The 25,110-nt window shown below is 47.9% G+C and carries 26 protein-coding genes and 1 riboswitch; of the genes, 3 read left to right on the plus strand and 23 right to left on the minus strand.

Annotated features, from left to right (window positions below; genetic code table 11):
* The first annotated feature begins 31 nt into the window (after positions 1 to 31).
* A complete protein-coding gene (locus BK127_RS33015) occupies positions 32 to 328 on the plus strand; it encodes a hypothetical protein (RefSeq protein ID WP_076236352.1) in 297 nt (98 codons plus the stop codon).
* A gap of 114 nt (positions 329 to 442) precedes the next feature.
* Here the strand turns inward: BK127_RS33015 and ilvD are convergent, their stop codons facing one another.
* Entirely contained in the window at positions 443 to 2,128 is a 1,686-nt protein-coding gene (ilvD, locus tag BK127_RS33020; RefSeq protein WP_076236353.1) for a dihydroxy-acid dehydratase, read from the minus strand.
* A 186-nt stretch (positions 2,129 to 2,314) separates the two neighbouring features.
* Between ilvD and BK127_RS33025 the strand changes: the two genes are divergently transcribed.
* A complete protein-coding gene (locus tag BK127_RS33025) occupies positions 2,315 to 2,611 on the plus strand; it encodes a DUF3055 domain-containing protein (protein ID WP_076236354.1) in 297 nt (98 codons plus the stop codon).
* 63 nt (positions 2,612 to 2,674) lie between these two features.
* Here BK127_RS33025 and BK127_RS33030 read toward each other — a convergent pair whose 3' ends face one another.
* The 8 genes from BK127_RS33030 to BK127_RS33065 form a co-directional block, all read right to left on the minus strand.
* Complete coding sequence (locus BK127_RS33030) at positions 2,675 to 2,992, minus strand: cupin domain-containing protein (protein ID WP_076236355.1); 318 nt, start codon at positions 2,990 to 2,992, stop codon at positions 2,675 to 2,677.
* Between the two features lie 276 nt (positions 2,993 to 3,268).
* Positions 3,269 to 4,075, minus strand: a complete 807-nt coding sequence (locus BK127_RS33035) for a ferric iron reductase (protein WP_076236356.1) — start codon at positions 4,073 to 4,075, stop codon at positions 3,269 to 3,271.
* Positions 4,076 to 4,127: 52 nt separating this feature from the next.
* Positions 4,128 to 5,066 (minus strand): helix-turn-helix domain-containing protein, encoded by a 939-nt coding sequence (locus tag BK127_RS33040; RefSeq protein WP_372237399.1) that lies wholly within the window; start codon positions 5,064 to 5,066, stop codon positions 4,128 to 4,130.
* A 188-nt stretch (positions 5,067 to 5,254) separates the two neighbouring features.
* Positions 5,255 to 6,274 carry a Gfo/Idh/MocA family protein gene (locus tag BK127_RS33045; RefSeq protein ID WP_076236357.1) on the minus strand — a complete coding sequence of 340 codons (1,020 nt, stop codon included), beginning with the start codon at positions 6,272 to 6,274 and terminating at the stop codon, positions 5,255 to 5,257.
* A 27-nt stretch (positions 6,275 to 6,301) separates the two neighbouring features.
* On the minus strand, positions 6,302 to 7,384 hold the full coding sequence (locus BK127_RS33050; RefSeq protein ID WP_076236358.1) for a Gfo/Idh/MocA family protein: 1,083 nt from the start codon (positions 7,382 to 7,384) through the stop codon (positions 6,302 to 6,304).
* Positions 7,385 to 7,499: 115 nt separating this feature from the next.
* On the minus strand, positions 7,500 to 8,693 hold the full coding sequence (locus BK127_RS33055; RefSeq protein ID WP_076236359.1) for an aminotransferase class I/II-fold pyridoxal phosphate-dependent enzyme: 1,194 nt from the start codon (positions 8,691 to 8,693) through the stop codon (positions 7,500 to 7,502).
* Positions 8,694 to 8,729: 36 nt separating this feature from the next.
* On the minus strand, positions 8,730 to 9,812 hold the full coding sequence (locus tag BK127_RS33060) for a site-2 protease family protein (RefSeq protein WP_076236360.1): 1,083 nt from the start codon (positions 9,810 to 9,812) through the stop codon (positions 8,730 to 8,732).
* A 37-nt stretch (positions 9,813 to 9,849) separates the two neighbouring features.
* On the minus strand, positions 9,850 to 10,230 hold the full coding sequence (locus tag BK127_RS33065; protein WP_076236361.1) for an arsenate reductase family protein: 381 nt from the start codon (positions 10,228 to 10,230) through the stop codon (positions 9,850 to 9,852).
* 316 nt (positions 10,231 to 10,546) lie between these two features.
* Here BK127_RS33065 and BK127_RS33070 point away from each other — a divergent pair, with 316 nt between their 5' ends.
* Complete coding sequence (locus BK127_RS33070) at positions 10,547 to 10,930, plus strand: PilZ domain-containing protein (protein WP_076236362.1); 384 nt, start codon at positions 10,547 to 10,549, stop codon at positions 10,928 to 10,930.
* On the opposite strand, the gene BK127_RS33075 is transcribed toward BK127_RS33070, so the two are convergent.
* The 14 genes from BK127_RS33075 to BK127_RS33140 form a co-directional block, all read right to left on the minus strand.
* Positions 10,927 to 11,940 carry an RluA family pseudouridine synthase gene (locus tag BK127_RS33075; RefSeq protein WP_076236363.1) on the minus strand — a complete coding sequence of 338 codons (1,014 nt, stop codon included), beginning with the start codon at positions 11,938 to 11,940 and terminating at the stop codon, positions 10,927 to 10,929. The genes BK127_RS33070 and BK127_RS33075 overlap by 4 nt on opposite strands.
* Positions 11,937 to 12,503: a cob(I)yrinic acid a,c-diamide adenosyltransferase gene (locus BK127_RS33080; protein ID WP_076236364.1), complete on the minus strand. Its 567-nt coding sequence runs from the start codon at positions 12,501 to 12,503 to the stop codon at positions 11,937 to 11,939. Before BK127_RS33080 ends, BK127_RS33075 begins: the two co-directional genes overlap by 4 nt.
* 78 nt (positions 12,504 to 12,581) lie before the next feature.
* The gene (locus BK127_RS45600; RefSeq protein WP_076236365.1) at positions 12,582 to 15,383 is read right to left on the minus strand and encodes a cobyric acid synthase; all 2,802 of its coding nucleotides are present in this window, start codon (positions 15,381 to 15,383) and stop codon (positions 12,582 to 12,584) included.
* A gap of 84 nt (positions 15,384 to 15,467) precedes the next feature.
* Positions 15,468 to 16,325, minus strand: coding sequence for an adenosylcobinamide-GDP ribazoletransferase (gene cobS, locus BK127_RS33090; RefSeq protein WP_076236366.1), 858 nt, complete (start codon positions 16,323 to 16,325; stop codon positions 15,468 to 15,470).
* Positions 16,298 to 17,284 carry an adenosylcobinamide-phosphate synthase CbiB gene (gene cbiB, locus BK127_RS33095; protein ID WP_076236367.1) on the minus strand — a complete coding sequence of 329 codons (987 nt, stop codon included), beginning with the start codon at positions 17,282 to 17,284 and terminating at the stop codon, positions 16,298 to 16,300. Before cbiB ends, cobS begins: the two co-directional genes overlap by 28 nt.
* A gap of 30 nt (positions 17,285 to 17,314) precedes the next feature.
* Positions 17,315 to 17,899, minus strand: coding sequence for a bifunctional adenosylcobinamide kinase/adenosylcobinamide-phosphate guanylyltransferase (gene cobU / locus BK127_RS33100; protein ID WP_076236368.1), 585 nt, complete (start codon positions 17,897 to 17,899; stop codon positions 17,315 to 17,317).
* 17 nt (positions 17,900 to 17,916) lie between these two features.
* Positions 17,917 to 18,987, minus strand: coding sequence for a nicotinate-nucleotide--dimethylbenzimidazole phosphoribosyltransferase (gene cobT / locus BK127_RS33105; RefSeq protein ID WP_076236369.1), 1,071 nt, complete (start codon positions 18,985 to 18,987; stop codon positions 17,917 to 17,919).
* A 2-nt stretch (positions 18,988 to 18,989) separates the two neighbouring features.
* Complete coding sequence (locus tag BK127_RS33110) at positions 18,990 to 19,820, minus strand: ABC transporter ATP-binding protein (RefSeq protein ID WP_372237398.1); 831 nt, start codon at positions 19,818 to 19,820, stop codon at positions 18,990 to 18,992.
* Positions 19,821 to 19,985: 165 nt separating this feature from the next.
* On the minus strand, positions 19,986 to 21,020 hold the full coding sequence (locus tag BK127_RS33115) for a FecCD family ABC transporter permease (protein ID WP_076236370.1): 1,035 nt from the start codon (positions 21,018 to 21,020) through the stop codon (positions 19,986 to 19,988).
* The gene (locus BK127_RS33120) at positions 21,021 to 22,067 is read right to left on the minus strand and encodes an ABC transporter substrate-binding protein (protein WP_256711552.1); all 1,047 of its coding nucleotides are present in this window, start codon (positions 22,065 to 22,067) and stop codon (positions 21,021 to 21,023) included.
* 155 nt (positions 22,068 to 22,222) lie between these two features.
* A riboswitch (cobalamin riboswitch) is annotated at positions 22,223 to 22,378 on the minus strand.
* Positions 22,379 to 22,381: 3 nt separating this feature from the next.
* On the minus strand, positions 22,382 to 22,912 hold the full coding sequence (locus BK127_RS33125; protein ID WP_076236371.1) for a hypothetical protein: 531 nt from the start codon (positions 22,910 to 22,912) through the stop codon (positions 22,382 to 22,384).
* Positions 22,913 to 23,118: 206 nt separating this feature from the next.
* On the minus strand, positions 23,119 to 23,847 hold the full coding sequence (locus BK127_RS33130) for a DUF6081 family protein (RefSeq protein WP_076236372.1): 729 nt from the start codon (positions 23,845 to 23,847) through the stop codon (positions 23,119 to 23,121).
* Positions 23,848 to 23,874: 27 nt separating this feature from the next.
* On the minus strand, positions 23,875 to 24,795 hold the full coding sequence (locus BK127_RS33135) for a prenyltransferase (protein WP_076236373.1): 921 nt from the start codon (positions 24,793 to 24,795) through the stop codon (positions 23,875 to 23,877).
* A 42-nt stretch (positions 24,796 to 24,837) separates the two neighbouring features.
* A complete protein-coding gene (locus tag BK127_RS33140; RefSeq protein ID WP_076236374.1) occupies positions 24,838 to 25,104 on the minus strand; it encodes an aspartyl-phosphate phosphatase Spo0E family protein in 267 nt (88 codons plus the stop codon).
* Positions 25,105 to 25,110: the final 6 nt, after the last annotated feature.

A 25,110-nucleotide genomic window follows, 5' to 3' on the forward strand; every position in this document is an offset into this window, starting at 1 on the left:
ACGATACTTTGGACAATTGGGGGGAACCATGATGGGTATAGAAACGAATCAAGAGGGTTTTATTGAGGAGGATCGGAATCGATATACGGATTTCAAAACTGTCGAATCCCAAAGAAACGATCTCACCGCCGAGGAATTCCCGGAAGGACCCTATGGATCAACACATCTAACAGAATCTCTCGGCAAAAGCAGTCCATGGCGCAGAGACCAACGCCCGCCGAACCGTTTCACCTATGAAAATCGCGAGCTGCACGCAGGTCTGTCCCGTGATTATCCTGGCGATCATCCTACACATGATGTGGAAGATGACGGGCAAATCGAGTCTTGATTCCAATAGATTCAGATGATCCGAAAAACAAAAACGACAGAGAGAGTGTCATGGACATTCTCTGCTGCCGTTTTCAGATGTTTGCTATATGCTATATATACGAGTGCTATCAAATTAAATCTTCATGACGCCGCCAGTACTTGCGGAAGTAACCAGCTTCGAGTAACGGGCCAAGTAGCCTGTTTTCACTTTCAGCTCAAAGCCTTTCCAGTTGGACTTGCGACGGTGCATTTCCTCATCGGAAATTTTTAACTCAATACGGCGTTCGATCAAATCCAGCTCGATGATGTCTCCATCCTCAACGAAAGCAATCGGACCACCTTCAGCCGCTTCCGGCGAAATATGACCGATGCTGATCCCGCGGGAAGCTCCTGAGAAACGACCATCCGTGATCAAACCAACCTTCGCTCCAAGACCCATCCCAACAATTTGTGAAGTAGGTGCGAGCATTTCCGGCATTCCCGGACCACCCTTAGGGCCTTCATAACGAATGACAACTACGTGGCCTTCTTTGACTTTTCCGTTAGCGATACCAGACAAAGCTTCTTCCTGGGAATCGAAGCAAATAGCAGGACCCACATGCTTGCCGCCCACTTCTTTATCAACCGCACCTACTTTAATAATTCCGCCATCTGGAGCCAAATTACCGAACAGCACTGCCAAGCCGCCGCGCTCGGAATGAGGATTATCCAATGGATGAATAACATCCTTGTTGATGATTTCACAGCCAGCTACATTCTCACGCAGTGTTTTACCTGATACGGTAATACAGTCGCCGTTCAGAGCACCCGGTTTCTTGAGCAGTTCGTTGATGATTGCACTCACACCACCTGCGTTATGCACATCTTCGATGTGGTAGTCGGAAGCTGGAGCGATTTTGGCCAAATGTGGTACACGGTTAGCTACTTCGTTAATGCGCTCGATCGGATATTCAAAACCCGCTTCATGCGCCAAAGCCAATGTATGAAGTACAGTGTTTGTCGAACCGCCCATTGCCATATCGAGTGCAAATGCGTTATCGATAGCTTCGATTGTTACAATATCACGAGGCTTAATGTCCAATTTAATAATTTCCATCAACTGCTTCGCGGATTGTCTAACGAAATCTTTGCGCTCTTCTGCAACTGCCAGAATCGTACCGTTACCTGGCAGGGCCAGGCCCAAGCCTTCAGCCAGACAGTTCATTGAGTTAGCTGTAAACATACCCGAACATGAACCGCAGGTCGGACATCCGTATTGCTCAAGCTCAAGCAGACTTTGATCGTCAATTTTACCAGCTTGATGCGCTCCTACGCCTTCAAATACATTGGAAAGCGAGATCGATTTACCGTTTTTATCTTTACCGGCTTTCATCGGGCCACCGCTGACGAAAATCGTCGGGATATTCACACGCAAAGCGCCCATCATCATACCCGGTGTAATTTTATCACAGTTCGGAATACAGACCATACCGTCAAACCAGTGTGCTGCAACTACAGTTTCAAGGGAATCCGCAATAATTTCACGGCTTGGCAAGGAATAACGCATACCGATATGACCCATGGCAATCCCGTCATCTACACCGATGGTGTTGAATTCAAAAGGTACACCGCCCGCCTCGCGGATAGCTTCCTTAACGATTTTACCGAACTCCTGAAGGTGAACGTGACCTGGAACGATATCGATATAGGAATTACATACCGCAATAAACGGCTTATCGAAATCTTCTTCTTTAACACCAGCTGCACGCAATAAGCTGCGGTGCGGTGCGCGGTCGAAGCCTTTTTTAATCATATCGCTTCTCATTTTTGGTTTGGACATTGGATGTGAAACCTCCTAGTATATAATCAGGTGCGAATTTTTTAGCATTCTATAAATTCTATCATGTTTGGCGGCAAATGAAAACGATATGTGCCAAAATCCCCTAATGATCTTTTGCCCGTATCTGCTTCTTCATGTATAATCGATTGTACAATGGCAGTTACAAGAACGGAGTGACCTGCAATAATGGCAGAATTTGATTTATTATACGATTCTCAAGAGGATACACGTACACGCTTTGTTTGTTTTGTTGGTGATCTTTCCATGCACCGTTTTGACCTGGCGATCACATCAACTAACCGCTTTTATGGAAAAAAGCTGATTACCGATCTGCAATCAGGACGTACCGCTGTCATCGGACCTGACGATCTGGAGGAGGAAGGCTATCTGGAGCATGTATATAAACTGACAGAGGAAGAAGCGGCCGAACTGGCTAACTTCCTGTCGATGGTCGTAGGCACGATCAACTTCACGGATCTCTAGAAATCAAGTAAACGTTGCAAAAAGAGCCCTCCGAGGGCTCTTTTATGATCTTTCTATGATGATTTAGCGTTTTACCAGATCTTCACGCACCGGCGTAAACGTATCGAGCAGAATACTCGGCTCAATCGCTTTGGCGCCATGCTTGGCGTTGCTCGGGATGTAGATCGTTTCACCTTGCCCAATGACATGCTTTTGTCCATCAATAGTGAACTCCAGCTTGCCCTTGATACAGTAAGAAAATTGCTCATGCGGATGGCTGTGCTCGTAGCCCTCGGCATTTTCCTCGAAATGAACTTCCATCATCATGATCGTTTGGCCCGGCTCAAAAATCTTTCTTTTGACTCCAGGCTCCGCATTTTCCCATACTCCAATATTGCTCATTGTGAACCTCCTAAAAGTTTTCGTAGAAAACTATCTTCGTAAGCATTAACTTCAGAGTTTTCAAAGAAAACTGATTTCGTAAGCGCTAACTTTAGAGTTTTCGAAGAAAATAAAGTTTCGTAAGCGTGTCCATATGCCATCATACTCGTCCTTATCGTAACATACCTGGGTGGTGAATGTGCTGGATTTTTTTATATTCACTTGTAAAAATTCCATATCATTCATCCGTTCAGCTTGACTTAACGGTTGGACTGTTATGAACATAGTAAAGTTTGTTTATTTGCCAGACGCCATCAAGGTTGCTTCAATCTTCATACGCTGCTCCATACGCTCTTCTTCCCCCATCCGCGGACAGGAATAACAATAGCCATGGCCTGTATCTGTTAAATAGGCAAGACAGCATGAGGCCTTGATCCGCATCGTTTCTCCCGGGATCCGTGGATTATCGATATGACGAAACTGGATGTCAAACGGATTTTTTTTCCTGCCGAATATTTCTGCAGCTAGCCCGTATCGGAGAAATGTAAAATCCTCCTCGATTGTATGTCGCAGCTGATCAGTTTCGGCCTCTTTCTGCCAGGCATCATAAGCGTAATGAAGACGCGTAGCGAGCTGACCCCAGAGCTGACCAACATTAATTCCAACAGCAGCCGAAATCGACGCCATCAGCGGAGCTACTTCATTCGTATAAAAGGAGCTCAGCACCCGCTTCCTCCAATCATTTCTATCCGTACAAGGAACAGACAAGCTGTTGGAATCATGGAGATGAAACGCCCAGCGCGGCCGATTATTGACCAGATGCACCTGCCCGCTCAGATTATGCAGTGACATGTTATATGCAGCATCATGATGGGAGATCGTATACTGAAGCGCCGCACAGACCCAGGCGAACCATAACGAAAAATAAGTGGACGCAACCTCCGGCTTCATCGCTTTTAGCACAGGTCCGTATTGTGCAATTAACCGCTCGGCATTGCCTTTATCCAGTAAATCAGCAAGCTCAAGCCGAAAAAGAGCTTCAGGCACCTCTGTTTTCACAAAATACATATGCTTTTCCAAATAATCAAAATCGATCTTCCCCATTATCAAGCACCCCATTCAAATAAAGCGTTGAATAAATGATAATAGTTCTCATTTATGTTGTCAATCTTCGATGTTGATCCCTATATTTCATCGGAGTCGATCCCAGCTTTCTTTTGAACACATAATGCAAATAATTGGCGCTTGAAAACCCGTTCTGAAATGCAATCTGATCAATGGTTTGGTCGCTTAGGCTCAGCTCATTGCAAATATGTGTAAGTCGTACGTGCTCGATATATTCGCTGAACGTACCTCCCGTATGGTCACGAAAAATCCGCTGCAGCTGGCGCGGGCTAATCTGCACACGTTCCGCCACAACCTCCAGTGTCAGCGGCTCCATATAATTATCCTTGATAAACTGTACAGCCAGCTTATAGCGGTATTGCTTCATATTACGTGATGGAATATCGGATTGAGGACCAGAAGCATAAGCACGCGTAGTACGCAAAAGAATCTGAATAATCGACTGCTTGATTACGGTGAACAGCCCAGGCTGATTCTCGTACCACGCCCGATAGGCGTTCAGAAAACATTCCATGGCCCGATATTGATCGAGCACCGGTTTCGCAGGCAGGAGCTTGAGCTGTTGGATGCAGGCCTCGGCTTCGGCAATTTCCGAACGGCGTCCCCAATCGCAGGACGGTTCACTTTCAGAGCCTACTTCTCTTGGGGCTTCATCATGGTCCAGCTTGACAATATCGATATGCAGGCACAGCTCATCCATCGCTTCAAGAGCATCCGCCTCCTGGTAATGCACCAGATTGGGACCGGTCAGATAGAGCATGCCTTCCTGCAGCGAATAAGGAACCTCTCCGAGAATGACCTTGCCTTTGCCCCGGGGAATGTAGTGGAATTCAAATTCGGAATGCTTATGGAAGGATACTATTTTGCCTGGACTAAAGGTCGTATGATGAAATCTCAGCATACGAATTCCATAATGGCCCCAGCGGAACTCTACATCCAGGCGATCCAGTGCATGTCCCTGCTCCAGCATAAGCTCGTAAGGGTATGGCTTGGGGGTCGATCTTCCATGTATCTCCAAACTACTTACCTCCTCATTTCCTTCCATCTGAGCAACCATAAATGGGAAAAGGCCGCGCGACTCTGGCTGATTCACCAGTTACGCACAAGCCTTTCTTTTTGTAATATACCAAGGTTTCTTTACCGCATCTATGTGTCTGATTACTCAGCCAAATCACTCAGCTTGAATGCAGCCCCCGATTGGGAAGATCGATTCGAAGCCTCCATCAAACGTGTCAGGTCCAGAGCAAGCTGAATATTTTCATCAGCTGTTGTTCCATTTTGTATATGGCTGACCCATTGGGCGAATGCTATAGGACTGCTTTCTGGAAGCTCGGTTTGAACCTGCCACTCCTTCACATACGGTCCTTGCTTCGTACTGCGAACCAGCAACTTGTTATCGTGTGTGGAATACAGCAGACTTCCCTCAGTACCATGTACTTCGATGACAAAAGGCGAGAACGCATTAACGAAGCCCGCTTCAACGACGGCTAAGGCACCATTCGCGTAACGCAGTACGGAAACCGCATTATCCTCAACTTCCTTGCCGGTTACATAACCATAATTGGCGCTGATGCTCTCGGGAAGTCCAAGAAACAAACGAGCCAAATACATCGGATGGCAGCCCAAATCGATCATGGCCCCACCGCCGCACTGCTCCCGATTAAAGAAGCGTTCAGGAAGCCAACCGTTCGCTGCCCGCTCCGAAGGTATGGCTCCATTATGAGAAAGTCGGGTACGAACCAACGTCACATCACCAAGCAGCCCCTGGCTTAAAATATCCTGTACAGCACGTGTATAGTACTCGTTCAAGCGCGGCAGCGACACTGTCAGCTTAACATCCGCTTCCTCGATAGCTGCGAGAATCTCATTGCACTCATGAAGCGTTGTAGCAACGACTTTTTCTGTGAAAATATGTTTGCCTGCTTTGGCTGCCGCAATGATAACATCGCGATGCACGTTCGTAGGCGTTACCACTACAACGCCCTGAATGTCCGGCTGTGCCAGCAATTCATCCAAATTTTCATAAAATTTGAAGCCGCGTTCTGCCGCTTCCTTACGTCCACGTTCAGCATCTTCGTCCCACAATGCGACAACCTGCGTATCGGGATGCTCGGTAGCATCACGTGTATAATCTTTGGCATGAACATGCCAGAAGCTTAATATAGCAACGTTGATCAAGACTGCTTCCTCCTCTAGCTTGTTTTATTATTCGAAGTAAATGGCTTTGCCGGTTTTTGCGGATTCATAAATAGCTTCCAAAATTTCCGAAACGACGCATGCTTGCTCAGGCGTTACAATCGGCTGCGTATCATTGATGACCGCATCAATCCATAGACGAAGCTCGGTATCCTGCATGCTTTCTTGCTTGCCGTCATAGAAATCCACGCCTTTTGTGCCCAGCTCGATTTGATTCTTATACAAGCGGCTATGCTTTTCGCCATTCAGACGCAAGCCGTCTTCCATATCTGCTCCGCCTTCAGTACCGCTCAAGGTACATTTGGCTTCCTTCACATCCAGCGTATTCAATGCCCAGCTGGATTCGAGAATGATCGTAGCGCCATTTTTCATCGTGATCATACCAAAGGCCGAATCTTCAACCGTGAATTTTTTCGGATCCCATGATCCCCATGCATTGGCAGCGTTCTCTTTTTGCGACAATTTGTGAAAAGTAGTACCGAGAACAGCCTTCGGCTCATAATTGTCCATCACCCAAAGTGTCAAATCCAGAGCATGTGTACCAATATCAATCAGCGGACCTCCGCCTTGCTTTTCCTCATCAAGAAACACACCCCATGTAGGTACAGCGCGACGACGAATCGCATGGGCCTTGGCAAAATAAATATCGCCCAAATCACCATTCGAAGCAACCTGCTTCAAATACAAACTGTCCGGACGGAAACGATTATTGTAGCCAACTGTCAGCTTCTTGCCTGTACGTTTGGCAACCTCCACCATACGACGAGCGTCAGCTGCCGTCTTAGCCATCGGCTTTTCACACATAACATGCTTGCCTGACTCCAAGGCTGCGATGGAAATTTCAGCATGCGAATCATTCGGTGTACACACATGGATTACATCAATCGAACCGTCTTTTAATAGCTCGGTATAGTCTTCATAAACCTTAGCTCCTGCGACACCATATTGTTTAGCCGCTTCATGGGCTTTCTCCACAACAATGTCACAAAAAGCGACAAGCTCAACTGTTCCCAGCTTGGACAAGCTTGGTAGATGCTTACCGTTGGCAATGCCTCCACAACCGATTATTCCTACTTTTACTACATTCGACACGTATGTATGCCTCCTATAAAATAATGACTTGGTTACATAGTAGCATGTTTAGATCGAAGTTTGAATTGCAATTTAATGACAACCAAGAGTATGATTTTATGACATCTTTAAGTATCTATTGATTAGAATTGTACACAGGCCGTTCCCGCAAAAATTCACCTATACGCCTTACAGCTTCTTTCAGCTTGTCTTCATCCTGCACCAGCGCAATCCGAACATAGCCTTCACCCTCTGAACCAAATGCATCTCCTGGAATGACCACCACACCAACCGCATACAGCATTTCCCGGGAAATTTGTCGAGAAGTCCAGCCCTCAGGAATACGCGCCCAAATAAACATCGTTGCTCGGGGCTTGGGTATGGTCCAGCCAACAGCAGCAAGCCCGTCAATCACGATATCGCGACGTTTCTCATACAGGGCAGCAACCGAATGCTCCTGCTCCATATCCTCCTCCAAAGCGGCAATGCCTGCTTCCTGCACAGCCTTAAACACCCCATAATCGATGTTGGATTTCAGCAGGCGAAGCGCGTGGACGGCATCGGGCTGACCTACCATAAAGGCGATTCGGCAGCCAGCCATATTAAAGCTTTTGGACAAAGAATGAAACTCGACAGCAACCTCCTTTGCGCCCTCGATCTCCAAAATGCTAATAGGCTGAAAATCATCAAATGCTAGCTCCGAGTATGCAAAATCATGCACAATCAACAGCTCGTATTGCTTCGCATAAGCAACCAGCCGTTCAAAAAAATGTCGCGGCGCAACCGCCGATAAAGGATTGCTCGGATAATTAACCAAAATAAATTTGGCTTGACGAGCTGTTTCCTCTGGAATGTCCTCAAGCTTAGGCAAATAATCATGATCCTCTCTAAGCGGCAGGAAAAAGGGAGTCACGCCAGCCAGCACTAGACTTCCCGCATAGATCGGATAACCGGGGTCCGGGAGCAGAACCACATCACCAGGATCGGTAACCGCCATAGCCAAATGTGCCAGACCATCCTGCGAGCCCATCAATGTGATAATGTCTGTCGCTGCATCCAGTTGTACACCAAACCGGTATTGATACCAACGCGCTACCGTCTCGCGAAAAGCCAAGCTTCCCTCGGAGGTAGGATATCCATAATTCTCAGGCTTGCGTACAGCCTGCTCCATGGCTTGCATGACCCGCTCTGAAGGCGGCTGGTCCGGACTGCCGATACCCAGGTCAATCACATCAAGGCCGCTTGCAATAACCTCTTCCTTCCACTGTGCCATTTCAGAAAAAATAGCGGAACCCAATAAGGATAACCGCTGTGATTGAAATCGTTTCATATATGCCTCCCATAAGCTTAAGTAACCCTTACAACCTTACAACCCTGATGAAGCCTGACTCAGCTTTTGTACGAATGTCATCATGCCATATAAAAATCCGGCAAGCGCCAAATAGGCGATTCCAAATTTCCAACGGGACGCTGTTGGCACTTCATAATATTTATCATTTTCAAAAGGCTCGTAATCTACCTGAATATGAACCATCAAATAGAGACCATCCTCTTTCTTCAATCGTTCCAATCGAACTACGTGTGTGCGGCGGATCAAAGCTTGTCTTCCGAGCGCAATAGTTCCATGGAAATTCAAGCCTTCCCAGTTGACCTCTACAAATTGCTGTCCTTCCAGATCCGAGTAGGTCAGGAATGGCAGCTCGCGCTTATGCTCCTCACCTGGAATCAGGTAGCCCTGCTCAATCAACGGCTCTGCCGGAATCAAAAAGCTCGCTGCAATAGCTCGAGGTTCACTGCCTGTTTTCCGATGCTTGACATATTTGTTATACAAATCGTAAGCGAACAGCGCCCAAATAATTAACAAAATAATATTAAAGTTGTAAATGATCAGCACAAGCCCCCCGATCAAACCAACCAGCCACAGCCATCTGGAGACAGCTGTTACAATTCTTCCTCCATCCAGCGGATGAATCGGGATCAAATTAAACAAATTGATCAGAAAGCCAGCCTGCGCCAGGCTATACAGGAATGGACTATTTAAATAATAACCCAGGCCAAACACGACCAATGCCCCCACTGTACCCAGTACGGGTCCACCAATCCCCACATACGCTTCCGTAACCGCATCCCTCGGGTGGCGCTTCATGCTAATCATGGCCCCTAGGAACGGAATGAACATAGGCGCCGAAACGGGTAAACCTTTTTGCTTCGCAGCAATCACGTGCCCCATTTCATGCACAAAAATCAAGAGTACGAATCCGATAGCAAAGCTCCAGGGAAACAGCAATGCATAAGCACCAATGGAAATCAGCATGGATAAAAATGCGCCGCCGAACTTACCGACCTTTAATAATCCAATTAACCATTTGCCTTGCGCCAATATAAAAACCAACCCTGATCCGAGCAGCCAGAAGGGATTTTTCTTATTTTTTTTCTTACGCTGCAACAACGGTCACTCTCCTCTATAACTTACTCTGGTGGCACTGTTATTGGCCCCATTCCTGTTCATATTGCTCTTCTTTATAACCGACGGTTACATGGGTGCCATCGGTGGCGATAGGCCGCTTGATCAAACGTCCATTGGAAGCCAGCAACTCAATCTTTTGCTCATCTGTCATTTGCGGCAGCTTATCCTTGAGACCTTGCTCTTTATAAACCTCGCCAGAAGTATTAAACCACTTTTTAATCTCAAGGCCGCTTTGTTCAATCATCTTTTTCAGTTGCTCTCGCTCAGGCGGGGTTTCGAACAAATCGATTTTCTCAACCTCCACACCTTTTTGCTGTAAGGATTTCAACGCATTCCGGCAAGTGCCACACTTAGGATAATGATATATAAGAACTTTTTTGGGAGCAGTCAAGCTGATCATCCTTCCATCTACTAGTGTTTATTATACAGGATTCATCTATCATATAAAAATTAACGTAAATTTAATCACTTTCTCATATAAGATTCATATCTATCCGTTATATTATAAACATCCCTTATCTTTATATATAGCGAATTGGACTTACAGCTTAAAACACTGTAGGTCTAATTTACTTTTAATATGCGACAAAACCCTTCAATAGCTCTCATTGGTTTCGACACGACCCTACATAACCTCTCATGGATATTGGACAGCCCCGATGATACAATTTGTATAGAATAGTATATAGAATTTGATACATATTGGAGGTCTATTCATGTTTACAAGTCGGAGAAAAGAACCCTTCCGTTATATTTTCACTAAACCTGTAGACTGTTCATTTGAAATTACGGAGATTAATGGTTCTGTCCTAACGAGCAAAATCGTATATGCCAAGCTGATAGATTTAAGCAGAAATGGCTGTAGAATCGAAAGTAAGCTAAATCTGAATTGCAAAGCCAATCGCATTAAAATACAGATCGGGTTTAACTTTACCGATAAGGATATCTCCGTCGTCGGTTATTTGAGATGGCAGCAATCCTCTCTAAGCTACCATAGCTACGGTGTGCTTTTCGAAAAAAACAGTGGCCTCAGCGCGACTATTATCGAGGAGTTGAAAGTTTATACTAAAGCTTCAAGTAACTCTCCCAAGGTCAGTTAACCTTGCAGCTGTGCCATATAACTCTCGATATCAAAGGGCAATGGGGCATGAAACTCAATCCACTGCTTTGTAGCAGGGTGGTTAAATCCAAGCTTAATGGCATGCAAGGCATGCCGCTCCAGGACAAGCGTTGCATGTTTATCCGATATTGAAGGTTCATCGAGTGCTGCCCCTGTCAAAGAATCCTTTAGATCGGTTTCAACCAAGTCCGCAGCTGTCTGTTCGTTTAGCTCTGCCTGCTGCCTTTTATAGAGCTTATCGCCAACCAGCGGATGTCCAAGATGCTGCATATGCACGCGGATTTGATGGGTACGTCCGGTTTCCAGCCATAGACGCACCAGTGTCACTTCCTCGAAGCGCTGCTCCACTTTATAATGCGTTACCGCTGGATAACCGGACTCCGTCACGATTCGAATATGAGGCTGCTCATGGTCTCGGTCAATAGGCGCGTTCACGGTACCCTCATCCTGCTCCATAACGCCGTACAGCAGCGCTACGTATTCCTTTTTCACCAGATTGGCTTTCATTTGCTCCGACACCTGCTGCTGCACAAACGGGTTTTTGGCTATAGCCAGCGTACCGGACGTCTCCTGATCCAAGCGATGAATCGGGCGAAAGCGGTAGCTCTTACCCTGCTGCTGCCAATAATGGACAACCCCGTTGGCCAGCGTGTTGACATAATGACCATGAGTTGGATGCACGATCATCCCAGCCGCTTTGTTGACGATCAATAGATGCTCATCCTCAAAAAGTATATCAAGCGGCAGCTCCTGCGGCAGGATGTCCTCGGACTCCTCCTGTTCCATGCGGACCTCAATCACATCTCCGGTATGAACGCGGACGCTGATGTATTCACGCTGCCCATTAAGTAAAATCCCCTGCTCGGTAAGCTTCAATCGGGACAACAACTTGCGGGACACATACATTCGATTTTGCAAAATCGTTTTCAGATAAAAGCCGTCTTCTTCCACTGAAACCGTGTACGTTAAAGGCTCGTAATAGCTGCTCATTTGCGTCGAAACACGTTAGCGCTGCGCGCATATTCAATATCTTTCACATCTATGCGGCTGTTGGCCAAACGGGCAACGGTAAAAAAGAAATCGGATAAACGGTTCAAATAACGGCGCACCTCTTCATTGATCGGTTGTGTACGAGCCAGTGTAACGACACGACGCTCAGCCCGGCGGCACACGGTCCGGCATACATGAAGTGTGGAAGAAGCAAGACTTCCTCCCGGCAAAATAAACTTCGTAATATCCGGTGTTTCCGCGTCGTACTTATCAATCCATGCTTCCAGCCGGTCTACCATTTCAGCGGTTACCTTGTAAGGGCGAAGCTCCTGCTTGAGCAGTGCCAGATCCGAGCCGCAATCAAACAACTCATGCTGAATTTCCAGCAAATCATTGAGCAAATCCTCAAATTTATCCTTGTCCAGAAAACCCATCGCCTGACCGACAAAGCATTTTAATTCATCCACAGTTCCGTACGCTTCCACACGCACATCATCCTTATCCACTCTGCCCCCAATAACTCCGGTCTGCCCGGCATCACCAGTTCGTGTATAAATTTTCATCGTTCAGCCTCCTCTATGAATAAGATCAATATCTTCTTCTTTTGAAACAAGTTCTATAACTTGTATAAGTGCTTGTAATTAGCCTTGCGTATCTACGCCTATCATCTCATATAAACGTGCCATATCCAAATGACTTCTGACATGATCGGCCAGCCGATCGAACGCCGTTTCCCTGCGTGCTTGAAAAGCAAGCTCAATTCCTTTGGGCTCCCAACCCTTACTGCTTCGCAGCTCATTCAGCCAGGCTCTGCGAAATGCATCATTATGCAGAATCCCATGTACATATGTCCCCCATACTTTGCCGTTGTCCGTAATCGCTCCATCCGGATGCGGTGCCAGCTCCCCCTGCTCTTCTTGAAGCTGAAAAGGATGTACGACCGGACGCAAAAAACGCGTCTGTCCCATATGAATTTCATAGCCGCTTATCGTAAACAACTCGTCCTCAGCAGCAAACAGGCGGGTCGTGCCAGAGGTCCGGACTGTACGCTTATCTGCTGCAAAAGTCGTCTCGAGCGGCAGTAGACCCATGCCCTCGGTCTCGGGACGGTCAGACTCGGAATGCAGCGGATCGAGCAGCCGTTCACCCAGCATTTGATACCCTGCGCATATGCCGACGATATGCCCGCCTTGCCGCGCGTGCTCAAGCAATGCTTTTTCCAATCCGGTCTCTCTTAAAAAAAGCAGGTCATCGACCGTGTTTTTGCTGCCTGGAATCATGATCGCATCCGCAGCTCCAAGCTCCTGTGGTGAGCTAATATAACGCACCTGCACATCCTGCTCATAGAGAAGCGGGTCCACATCTGTAAAGTTGGACAAGCGTGGAAGCCTGATGACAGCAATATCAAGCTTCGGATGCTCTGTACCATCTGCATAACCATCGGTTTCTTTAGAGCGCCTTTGCAGCCCTCCGGCAGACAGCTTCCGATCCAGGGATGCAGAATCCTCATCCTCCAGCTCAAGATCCGGCAAAAAGGGAATTACGCCAAGCACCGGCTTGCCTGTGCGCGCCTCCAGCCAATCCAGGCCTGGCTTCAAAAGCGTTACATCACCACGGAACTTATTGATAATAAAGCCTTTCACACGATCCCGTTCCTCGAGTGTAAATATTTCCATCGTACCGAGCAGTGATGCAAAGACTCCCCCCCTGTCGATATCCGCAACCAGCACAACCGGAGCATCTGCCCAGCCAGCCAGCCGCATGTTGACGATATCACGGTCCTTGAGATTAACCTCAGCAGGACTTCCGGCTCCTTCAATCACAACAAGATCATAAGTCTCACGCAGCCGCTGCAAGGAATCCTTGACGATCAGCTCCGCTTCGGGCAAATACTTTTCCCGATACGTGCGTGCATCATAGTCACGATAAGGTTTGCCGTGAACTACGACCTGAGCGACCATATCTTTTTTCGGTTTGAGCAAAATCGGGTTCATATCGGTTGTTGCCGCAATCCGGCAGGCATCCGCCTGCATCCCCTGTGCGCGTCCAATTTCCTTGCCATCCAATGTGACATATGAATTGAGCGACATGTTTTGCGATTTAAATGGAGCAACCAGGTAACCGTCTTGTAGAAAAATACGGCAAAAGGCGGTCGTAATCAGACTTTTACCCGCATCCGAGGAAGTCCCTTGAACCATCAGCGTCGGTGCCTGCTGCAGCTTCAGCGGAAGTCCGGCTGCGTTTCTTGCCCCTTTCAAAGGATGACCTTCTGCTTCATTGCTTGGCGTATTCTTAACTTGCACGATATCACCTTGGTCAACAGCATCGGACTTTATCCAATTACGTTCCATTATCGACTGCCGTGCTGCCAACGCTTCAAGTGAATCCCGCAGCGCTGCGATCAACCGCTCATTATGCTCTCGCAATCGAATAGCTACACGGACATAGGTCTCATCCAGCCCATGAAATCGGGAAGCATCCCTTATTAATATGCCGCGCTGTCCCATTTCCTGCTGCAGTTCCTTCGCCTTCAACCCAAGACCACTCAGCGAAAATAAAATATAATTCGTATCGCTCCGCGTTACCTGGAGACCAAGCTGCTGCAGCTGACCGATCATCCATGGGCGTTCTTTGGCTAACCAGTTATGCGTGCTTTGTTCATAATCGTGATCCTTCATCACACCGATGCCAACAAGCTGAGCCAGCATGTTGACACTCCACTGCACCTGCAACCGCTGCAGCCGGCTAATTTGCTCCGGATGTGCCACAATAAAGCCGAGCCGCAATCCTGGGATGGAGTAAAACTTCGTCATCGAGCGAATGACCATCAGATGACTGGATTGTGCTGCAATTCGTATCATGGTCAATTGCTCTTCCTCAGGGCAAAAATCGATAAATGCCTCGTCGAGAATGACCGGCTTACCAGACTTCGCTAAATATGCTCTCACTTGTTCAGATAATAGCCTTCCTGTCGGATTATTAGGAGACCCCAGAAATAACAAATCTGAAGCGGCACGCGCATACTCTACATCGGACAGCTGCAGCTCAAAATCGTGATGTGCATGCAGAGGTACATTCAAAATGCGGCCGCCCATCTTTTCCGCAGCTTCCTCATACTCCGTGAATGAAGGTCTTGCTACTGCCATCACGGCAGGCTGAAGCACTCTTACAGCCAGATCAATCAGTTCGGCCGCCCCATTACCTACAAGAACAGATTCGACGGGTATCTTATATCTCTCGGCCAGCTTGCCGCGCAGTTCCCTTACAGCCGGATCAGGGTAGGCAGCCATATCGCGCCAATGATCCCGCAGAATCTGCTCCACGACAGCAGGTGGACCCAACGGGTTCATATTCGAGCTGTAATCAAGAAATTGATTCTTGGTTTTGCCGAAAGTTTCTGCTGCCGTCCATAAATCGCCGCCATGACCATACTTTTCTAACATGATTCCATCCTCCCAATCCTGATACACACAACCTTGATTCCCTATTAACGGACATTCTTTCCTTATGGCCGAAGCATGCTTCTGTTAACGAACAACCAGATAGATGATCAGCAGCAGGGCTGTTTCCACAATTTCATTCATTGCACCATAGGTATCTCCTGTCAGCCCGCCAAGCTTACGGTTTAAGTACATACTCATGCCTACACCGATCAGCAGTGTGCTCAGCAGCGCCACACCCGTTGCCATAAGCGCCTGACTAGAGATCCATTCACCTTCATGCCAGCCAGCGAGCAGAAGGGACAAAGCTATAGCCAAAGCCGTATGTATCGATAAGTGCTTCCAACCAATTCCGCGAAAAAAAGAACCCAGTCCACGTTTCGTTTCCTCATTCCTTGCGTAAGGCCAACAAGCAATCGCCACTACCATATACCAGCGGCTCCAAAGAGCAGAGAGTGGCAGCATGTAAGCAAAGGTTCCAACGGGAAGCGTCAGCCACTGCTGAAGTAGTGTCCACTTGCAGAGCAGCAGCAGCATACAGCCAACCACGCCCATGGCGCCGACTCGACTGTCCTTCATAATTTCCAGCATCTGCTCGCGTGAACGATGGCTGAAGATACCATCTGCAGTATCCATCAGACCATCCAAATGAAGGGCTCCTGTCATGGCCACCCATAATACGAGTAGGAGCGCGGCAACAACACTGCTGGACCCAATACCGCCCGATAGCCATCCGTCAGGCAGTCCATAGCCTTGCAGCAGCAATCCCGTCAAGCTAAGCAGCAGTCCGAGAACCGTACCTACAAGCGGATAAAAGATCACACTTCTGCGAAATAAAGCATTGTCATATTGCAGCTGAATCGGAACCGGGAGTCTAGTCAAAAATTGAAAGGCTGCTGCACAGGCCGCCAGCATCTTTACCACCAAGCCCAGCATAGTGCGCATATCAACCCTCCCGCAATCAAATAACTAACCACATATAACAATTGGATTGTATTAATAATATCGGATCGACCTCGTTCACGCAGCGGCCAGCCCATCCGAGCCCGCTCACTTGTCCTCCCATGATAGACGTTCACGCCTCCAAGCTCGATACCGAGTGCACCCGCCACTGCCGATTCAGGAATTCCGCTGTTGGGACTTGGATGCAGTCTTGCAAAATGTACGATCGACCGGACTGCCCTGACAGCGGAGCAGCCTCTTTGGACAGCTGCGGCCATTACCAGCAAGAAGCCGGTGACACGAGCAGGCAGCCAGTTCATCACATCATCCCATCTCGCCGATGCCCAGCCGAAATACAGATATTTATCGTTTCGATAACCAACCATCGAATCCAGCGTGTTCGCCGCACGATACAGCATCGCCAAGGGCGCACCGCCCAGTAGGGCAAAAAACAACGGGGACACAACAGCATCGACGATATTTTCCGCTACAGTCTCCACCGTTGCTCTCGTAATTTCTGGTTCGTCCAGCTCAGAGGTATTTCTACCAACGATATAACCGACGTACTTTCTTGCTTCCTCCATCTGATCAAGCTGGAGAGGACGATACACCTGCATAGCCGCATCTTTGAGACCTTTAATTGCAATCGTTGTCGAAATGAACCAGACATTCACCGTGTAACCGAGCCATGGATGAATCCAACGTGCGACAAGCAGCAGCGTATACATCACGAGAAATGTAAACATAAGCGTCGAGACCAGCAGTACAATCCCCTTCAGCCGTTGTGCCTGCCTGGATACAGCCGTGGCATTCTCCCGATGCAGCTTCGATTCCAGCCAGCTGATCCACTGTCCTATGCGAATCACAGGATGTGTTGGCCAACGTGGATCTCCAATCCACCAATCAATCATAATGGCAGCCAATAGCATGATCGCCGTTTCTTGCCAAGAATACAACAACACCTATGTCCACCTGCCATCTCCTTTTTGATGCTACAACTTGTAGCGTAAGCTTGTCAGCTCCACCGGAATCCCGGACGTAACCAGAAATACCTGATCTGCCGCGTTGGCCAACAATCGGTTCATCGTACCCGACAGGTCCCGGAATTGCCTACCCAGCTTGTACTCTGGAACGAGACCATAGCCAACTTCATTCGTAACAAGAATCAAATGTTTTCCTTGGCTGGCAACGGATTGACAAACAGCAACCAATTCATCCAGCTTTGCTCGCAAAAGCTGCTCCATATCTGGCATCTGCTCGACCTTCAACAGCCAATTACTTAGCCATAGGGTCAGGCAGTCAACCAAAATAACAGCTTCATCGGTTTCCTTTTTTCCATCATTCTTGTTCTTGAATGACTGCAAGGCTTCTGTCAGAAGCAGAGGTTCTTCTAAAGTCGTCCATTCAAAACCCGTTTCTTCTCGTTGCTGACGGTGCAGCCCAATTCTCTCCTTCATTTCATCGTCATAAGCTTGTGCTGTAGCGATGTATAATCCCCGATCACCAAGCTTAGCGGTATAGGCCTCGGCAAAGGAGCTTTTGCCGCTGCGCGCGCCACCTGTCACCAATACGAGCATGGAAGCCCCTCCAGTTGTTAAGAGTCTGTTTGATTATCCGTTTGTGAAACACCGGCACTTGCGAATGTAGCCATTTCCATCATAATCTTGAGTGCTGCTTCTATAATCGGGAATGCCAGCACAGCTCCTGTACCTTCACCAAGCCTCATATCCATATGCAGCATTGGAGACAATCCGATGGCTTCCAGCAAGCGTTCATGCCCTTTCTCCTGCGACTGATGGGAAGCAATCATATAAGAAACGCTCAGCGGCGCAATTCGACTTGCTACAAGTGCCGCAGCTGAGGAAATAAATCCATCTATCACAATCGGACAACGATGCAATGCCGCACCAAGAATTACCCCGGTTAGCCCTGCGATTTCCAGCCCTCCCAGCTTGGCAAGAACGTCCAGAGCATTATCCTTATCCGGCTGATTGAGCTCGATGGCGCGCGCAATAACAGCTTGCTTATGCTGCAATCGCTCATCATCTATACCCGTCCCGCGTCCTACCGTGTGCTTAATCTCTTCCTCCGTTAATACAGCTAATATGGCAGAGCTTGCTGTCGTGTTACCGATACCCATCTCGCCAGTTGCAAACAACGTATATCCCTGTGCTGCCAGCTCTTCAACCAGTTTAGTACCGACCTGGATTGCCTGGAGCGCTTCCTGCTCTGTCATCGCAGGCCCTTTGGCCATATTGGCAGTTCCAAAGCGCACCTTACGTGAATACAGCAAAGGGTGCTCCAATGGAGCATTCACTCCGATATCCACACAGACCACATCGGCATTGGCATGACGAGCCAATACATTCACAGCAGCCCCACCGCTGCAGAAATTCAGTACCATTTGCTGAGTAACCTCAGATGGAAAAGCGCTAATTCCCTCCTCACACACGCCATGGTCGGCTGCCATGACAATGACTGCCTTTTTACCGATCTTTGGAACCGTTATCCCTGTAATACCTGCCAGCTGCTTGGCTATCTCCTCAAGCTTGCCGAGACTTCCCGGCGGTTTCGTTAGCTGATCCAAATGATCTGACGCAGCTTGAACAGCATCCAAATTTATCGGTTGAATAGCTGAAATCATCGTTTCCAGTGATGTAGGCATCCTCATTCTTCCCCTTTTATACGGCTATTTTTTCTGTCTGCATGAAGCAAAATTTGTGGAACTTCATATATCGGATGCTCCAGCACAATAGGACGGGTATGATACACCGGCTCCAATAGCTCGCTATGTATGACTTCCCTGGGCCGACCAATGGTTACGATCCTGCCAGCCTCCATGAGCAGCAGCCTGTCGCAATATTGTGCTGCCAGATTCAAATCATGGAGTACAGCAACAACGGTTAGCTGCTCTTTCAGCTGCCAGTCGCGAATCCATTCCATCATCTGCAGCTGATAGCCAATATCCAGATAAGTCGTTGGCTCATCCAACAACAGCAAACGCGGCTGCTGCGCCATCAGCTTGCCAAGCGCAACACGCTGCCGTTCCCCTCCACTTAATCGGTCCACTGTGCGATTTGCCAGCACTTCAAGCTGCAGCCGCTGCAGGATATGTTCAATCAGTGGTTCAACATCTGCAGCCGATTCATCACCCAACCAGTTCTGAAAGGGATAACGGCCCATGGCAACCATCTCCCGCACCGTGAAACCAAGCGGAGGCAGCGAATCCTGCTCCAGCACAGCCATCCATTGCGCCAACTGCTTACGAGGATACGAATGAGCTATTCGGCCTTCCAACAGTACACGACCAGTATCTGGCTTGTCTATACCGGATAACAGCTTTAACAGCGATGATTTGCCGCTGCCATTCGGGCCGATAATACCGAAACATTCTCCAGGCTTTACGGTGAAGCTGACCTGCTCCAACACCGTTTGCGTTCTATATGCTTTACTGACATTATCCACTTGAATGATCGCCATTTCGCCAATTTCAGGCATTGAATTCACCCCATCTCACTGGCCTTCTACACGCACACTTTTTGCAGCATGGAGGCGCTTCGCAAGCAAACCCTTCCTCCGATCACTGTTGCAGCTCTCAGATAACTATCTACTTTTACAACTCACCATAATTACTAGATAACAACCCACACGATTCATTACAATCTATCGCGCTCGTCGCCTGCTCTTGCGCAGCAAATAAACAAAAAACGGCGCACCGAGAAATGCGGTCACCACGCCAAGTGGAATTTCCGTGGGACTTAGCAACATCCTGCCCAGCGTATCGGCACTCAGCACATAGAGGGCGCCTCCAATCAATGATAGCGGCAGCAGCAGCCGATAATCCGGTCCAACCAATAGACGCAGTAAATGGGGGACAATCAATCCAACAAACGCAACGACGCCCGATACGGATACAGCAGCTGCGGTTACCAAGGTAGCTGCGATCAATACCGTCAGCTTGGTGCGTTCGACGTTAACCCCCATATGCGCGGCTTGGGCTTCTCCCAGGGAGAGCAGATTCATCGCGCGTCCAAACAACAGCAGCAGCAAAGCACCAAGCACCAAATACGGCAGTAAAATCAAAGAATAGGACCAACCCCGCAGTGTCAAGCTGCCCATCAGCCAGAACACGATCTCGTTGACAACCTGCTTCGACATCGACACCATCAAGGCTACAAAAGCACCCAAAAACGCTTGCATCACAACACCGGATAAAATAACAGTTTCGATCTGCAGCTTCCCGTCCATACGGGCTAGCAGCAGTACCGTCAAGAGCGACGCCATGCCTGTGCCGAATGCTACGGCTGGTATCGTCCAAATGCCCAATAAAGAAAACTGAAGTCCGAACAAGATCAGGAAGGAAGCACCCACAGCGGCCCCTGAGGAAACACCTAATGTATATGGATCAGCCAGTGGGTTGCGCAGCACCCCTTGGAAAGCCGCACCGGCAACTCCAAGCGAAGCACCTACCAATACACCAAGCACCACCCTCGGAAACCGTACCCGCCAGACAATCTGCTCGGAGGAAGCTTCCCAATTCACCGATATATGGTCGCCTATCAATGGAATCTGGTGAGCCACGATCCCCCAAACCTGCAGTAGAGGGAGCTGGACCGTCCCAATCGATAAGGATAGTGTAATGGCAAGAAGAAGGAGCAGCATACCTGCCCCTCCCCAAATCAACAGCTTTTGCTTCATTTATTTCACCAATTCCGGGTATATGCCCTTGGCAATATCAACAAGACCTTGTGTGATCCGTGGCCCCGGTCGACTGATCCAGTCTTTGTCGACACCCACGATCCGATTGTTTTTCACGGCATCGATTTTTTCCCAGCCGCTGCGTTCTTTAATAATTTGATCTAAAGTTTTTTTGGATTTGTCGTCGATCAAATTGCTCGGGTACAAAATAATCTGCGGATTGGCGGCGATCACCTTTTCTTCATTCAGCTGCGAATAGCCGGCCATTTCTCCATAAATATTGATACCCCCGGATAACGTAATCAGCTCGTCCATGAATTCGCCTTTGCCAACCGTCCAGCCTGGTGAGAATTCAAGCAATACGCGTTTTTTCTGCTCCGGCTGCAGGTTTTTGACGGCATCCGTCACCTTTTGGCGATCTGCCTTCATCTCGGCAACCAGCTTCTCCGCCTGTTCCTGCTTATTGAAAATTTGACCGAACAGCAGCATATTATTCAACACATCGTCGACAGTTTTTGGCTCTACCTTGAACACATTCAATTTCAGCGAACGCAGCTGTTCCACGGCTGGTATTTTCATCGACACGCCTGTAACAATCAGGTCCGCATTCGATGCCAGCAGTGCTTCCTCATTAGGCTTGACGATGCTGCCCATCTTCGGCTTCTTCAAAGCCTCTGCCGGATAATCGCAAAAATCCGATACTCCGTACACCTGCTCACCCAGGCCGAGCGCGAACAGCGTCTCCGTCTCACTTGGAGAAATCGATACCAGTCTGGCGGGCGCTTTGTCAAAAATAAATTCCTTTCCTGTCGCGTCCTTCACTTTGAGCGGATAGATTGTCGCTTTAGCAGTTGGGGCTGCTGTCTGCCCATTAGGCAGCTTTGAATCCTGGCCAGTACCTGCCTTCGGTGGTTCAACAAGCTCTCCCTTGCCTGGTGATACCGTTGAATTCCCGCAGCCTGCTATGATTAGCAGCACGATGATACTAATCAGCACAACCAGCTTCGAACCGTGGCGCTGCATCTTGCTTATATTCCTTAGCTTCATCTTAAAGCTCCTTCCTCGCTTCCCCCAACAAAAGAAAAACCTCTCGCTTCTTTTCACAAAGAAACAAGAGGGGCATGCGCTAAATAAACGATTACACCAAGCTCGAAGAGCCTGCGATCATTCAAACGCGACGCTCCTTTTTCCTCGAAAGGGACAGTCTTTGCAGTGAACAGGCAGGTTTCCTGACTTGAGAGTTTGTACCCGATTGGTGATTTCTCCTTTACAGTGGCGGGACCGCGCCGGATTTGCACCAGCTTCCCTTTTAACCCGATAAGCGACAGCTTTCAGGCACCTGTTCAAACTTTATTAAGTTGTTATTTTTGGGCAATTACTTTTAAAACCTGCATGACCAGATCCTGCTTCTTCGCATTAGCCGGTACAAACGCAATCAGATCTTTACCATTGAGCTTTAAATCTGTCAACCACTTCGTTTGTTCCAGAGGTATACCATAGAGATGCTTCTCGACGCCTCCGGATTTTCCATCCACGGGGATCTCCATCACACCATCAGGGAAATCCTCGGCTTTGGCTACCGCATCCAGACTGACATAACCGCCCTGCTGACCGAGCGCCTTGAACTGCTCCTTAGGTACGACAATGATTCCGTTATCGCCAGCGGCAATTTCAACGATCAGCTTTTCCATGGAAAAAATAGGCGTTGTTTGTATTTTAACCGTTGGTGCTTGTCCCAACTTTTCAACCAGACTAGCCTCCAGCTTATCGCCCACTTCACTTGGGATGCCACTGCTCGACATCATAAATATCGGCACATCCGCCTTCGGCCCCCCACAGCCTGTCAAAATCAGCAATAAAATCAACCCTAAACATGCAAATTTCGCCTTCATCTGTCTCTCCTCCCAGACCAACCAACCAGCCGTCCGTACTGAAATCTCACCTCACATCTTATCACAAAAGCTATCATTCCACAAAAACTAATGCGTATGACAAACACCCTCCAAGCCGTTCAGGCTCAAAGGTTTATCTCGAATCCAATCTCATACACAAACACATCATTACTATTACCGAGACAACTTCAGGAAAGCAGCAGCCTTTAATCCTGATACGTCACTTTAATTGGCGTCCACTCGGCAATAACCGTTTGGCCATGGACCGATACGCTGCCCTCAGGAGTCAAATCCTTTTCCGTCATAATTCCAAGCGCAACCGTGAATTGATTCAACTTGATTGGCACCTGCCGTTCTCGCCGAACTTCGACACCATTAACCGCAAAAATAACCTCGTCATTTCCACGATGATACGTAATTCGATACGTATTGAACTCTCGAGGCTGAAAATCCGTCTCTTCCTTGAAAATACAAAAGAATCTGGTTTTGTCCGACTCCGGAACCTCGACGCCAGGAAAAGGAAGAATTCCATAGACGCTGGCATAAGTATCATTTCCCACAAAAAAATCAAGCGCTGCGCCTGTAGTAAAATCCAGCAAATTCAGTGAAACAAAACCATCATACAAATCGTGGGCCGCTGTCCCCGTTGTTCTCGAACGGATTTGCAGTTCAAAGCTGACCTCGCCTGCTTCCGGCACCTGAACAGCATCCACTGAATAATACATATGCTTCGCATTGTCCAGGAACTGCACATGATCATGCTTGCGGCTGAGCGGTGCTCGTACATATAAAATTCCATTACGAACGATAACTACAGCGTTTGGCTCCCGATAATTCCAGAAGGAACCGTCCTGCAGCGGAAATCCACCAATTTTCCAGACATCCTTGTCAGACAAAATGTTATGAAAATCTCCTAATATGTGCTCTCTGCTCATCCAAGCCGCCTCTTTCTCTGGTTGAATTTACTGAAAAATCCCATGTGCCAGCAGAGTCAGAATCATGATCGACCCACAGCGGACTGTAACACGTAGTGAAGCTCCCATCAAGGGCAGGTAAGCGACCGAAGGATTCTCTGACTTCAGCATACCATATACCTTGTATATAGGAATAACAGTAACCAAAGCAATCAATGAATAATAAGGCAGCACGTTGAAAATGACACACACCAATAACGAAAGGAATGCCAGAAATAGCAGGAAACGTGAAAACTGAATAGCTCTTTGTTCACCCCATACCACGACTAAAGTATGTTTACCCGCTTGTTTATCCGATTGCCAATGCAAAAAATGATGATTAAACAAAATCAACGTGGTTAACAGGCCGATCGGCAGCGATAATAGCAGTGCGCGATAATCAAGCTCCATCGTCTGGACAAAATAGCTGCCCATAATCGGTAAAATCCCGAAGGACAACAAAATAGCCAGTTCACTGTAGCCTTTACCTCTATAGCCAAACTTGAGCGGTGGTGCCACATAGAAATAAGCAATCAAGCCTCCCAGACCGCCGAAGATCAATACCCACCAGCCTGCATAAAACCCAAGCACCAAACCGCATATCAGGGCAACAGAGAATAAGGCCCAGGTTAAGAAAGCAAAGGTTTTCTCCGATAACGTGCCATTAGCCAAAAATCCCGAATTTGTGGAGATCGTACCCGAGTTTATTGCTGCAGCAACATCGACACCGTTCCGATAGTCCCATAAATCGTTAATCATATTGGAAAATAGATGTGCAGCTCCGGCGCCAATTAAGGTTATAACAAAAAGCAGCGGATGAAATATACCCTTCCACGCATATGCCCCTAAAGCACCTAGAATAATCGGAATCATCATAACAGGAATGACTTGGAATCTGGATGCCTTCATAAATAATTTCAGTTTGTCCATTTCATCAATTCCTTTCTATTACAAGATAAAAAGAACCGAATGCTATCGGTCCTTTTTGTTCTGGTTCATATACTGATTAATTTTTTCGTCAAGAATCGTACTGAAAGCAACAACCTCAGGAGATGACATGCTTTTCCTTAGAATGACCAGGATCTCCAACTGTTGACGTAAGCTGCTAATTTCTTCTTCTAACGTCAATAAATCAGAGCCATGCTTCTTGGTCTTTAATAACCACTTTGGTTGCTGATCTTTTTCCCGTATCCAACCGATGTGGAAATATTGCCCAAGCTGATACTCTGGAAAAGCCACGTCAAT

The sequence above is a fragment of the Paenibacillus sp. FSL H7-0331 genome, from assembly GCF_001956045.1.

Bases quoted from the DNA above. Each gene is read 5' to 3' on its own strand.
- BK127_RS33030 (WP_076236355.1), bottom strand. From the start codon at position 2,992: ATGAGCAATATTGGAGTATGGGAAAATGCGGAGCCTGGAGTCAAAAGA.
- BK127_RS33015 (WP_076236352.1), top strand. From the start codon at position 32: ATGGGTATAGAAACGAATCAAGAGGGTTTTATTGAGGAGGATCGGAAT.
- BK127_RS33125 (WP_076236371.1), bottom strand. From the start codon at position 22,912: ATGAAGGCGAAATTTGCATGTTTAGGGTTGATTTTATTGCTGATTTTG.
- BK127_RS33070 (WP_076236362.1), top strand. From the start codon at position 10,547: ATGTTTACAAGTCGGAGAAAAGAACCCTTCCGTTATATTTTCACTAAA.
- BK127_RS33055 (WP_076236359.1), bottom strand. From the start codon at position 8,693: ATGAAACGATTTCAATCACAGCGGTTATCCTTATTGGGTTCCGCTATT.
- BK127_RS33025 (WP_076236354.1), top strand. From the start codon at position 2,315: ATGGCAGAATTTGATTTATTATACGATTCTCAAGAGGATACACGTACA.
- BK127_RS33135 (WP_076236373.1), bottom strand. From the start codon at position 24,795: ATGGACAAACTGAAATTATTTATGAAGGCATCCAGATTCCAAGTCATT.
- BK127_RS33080 (WP_076236364.1), bottom strand. From the start codon at position 12,503: ATGAAAATTTATACACGAACTGGTGATGCCGGGCAGACCGGAGTTATT.
- cobU (WP_076236368.1), bottom strand. From the start codon at position 17,899: ATGCTCGTATTGGTGACAGGTGGCGCGCGCAGCGGCAAAAGCTCCTTT.
- BK127_RS33065 (WP_076236361.1), bottom strand. From the start codon at position 10,230: ATGATCAGCTTGACTGCTCCCAAAAAAGTTCTTATATATCATTATCCT.
- BK127_RS33110 (WP_372237398.1), bottom strand. From the start codon at position 19,820: ATGCCTGAAATTGGCGAAATGGCGATCATTCAAGTGGATAATGTCAGT.
- BK127_RS33075 (WP_076236363.1), bottom strand. From the start codon at position 11,940: ATGAGCAGCTATTACGAGCCTTTAACGTACACGGTTTCAGTGGAAGAA.
- cobS (WP_076236366.1), bottom strand. From the start codon at position 16,325: ATGCGCACTATGCTGGGCTTGGTGGTAAAGATGCTGGCGGCCTGTGCA.
- BK127_RS33035 (WP_076236356.1), bottom strand. From the start codon at position 4,075: ATGGGGAAGATCGATTTTGATTATTTGGAAAAGCATATGTATTTTGTG.
- BK127_RS33120 (WP_256711552.1), bottom strand. From the start codon at position 22,067: ATGAAGCTAAGGAATATAAGCAAGATGCAGCGCCACGGTTCGAAGCTG.
- BK127_RS33040 (WP_372237399.1), bottom strand. From the start codon at position 5,066: ATGCTGGAGCAGGGACATGCACTGGATCGCCTGGATGTAGAGTTCCGC.
- BK127_RS45600 (WP_076236365.1), bottom strand. From the start codon at position 15,383: ATGTTAGAAAAGTATGGTCATGGCGGCGATTTATGGACGGCAGCAGAA.
- ilvD (WP_076236353.1), bottom strand. From the start codon at position 2,128: ATGTCCAAACCAAAAATGAGAAGCGATATGATTAAAAAAGGCTTCGAC.
- BK127_RS33115 (WP_076236370.1), bottom strand. From the start codon at position 21,020: ATGAAGCAAAAGCTGTTGATTTGGGGAGGGGCAGGTATGCTGCTCCTT.
- BK127_RS33130 (WP_076236372.1), bottom strand. From the start codon at position 23,847: ATGAGCAGAGAGCACATATTAGGAGATTTTCATAACATTTTGTCTGAC.
- cobT (WP_076236369.1), bottom strand. From the start codon at position 18,987: ATGCCTACATCACTGGAAACGATGATTTCAGCTATTCAACCGATAAAT.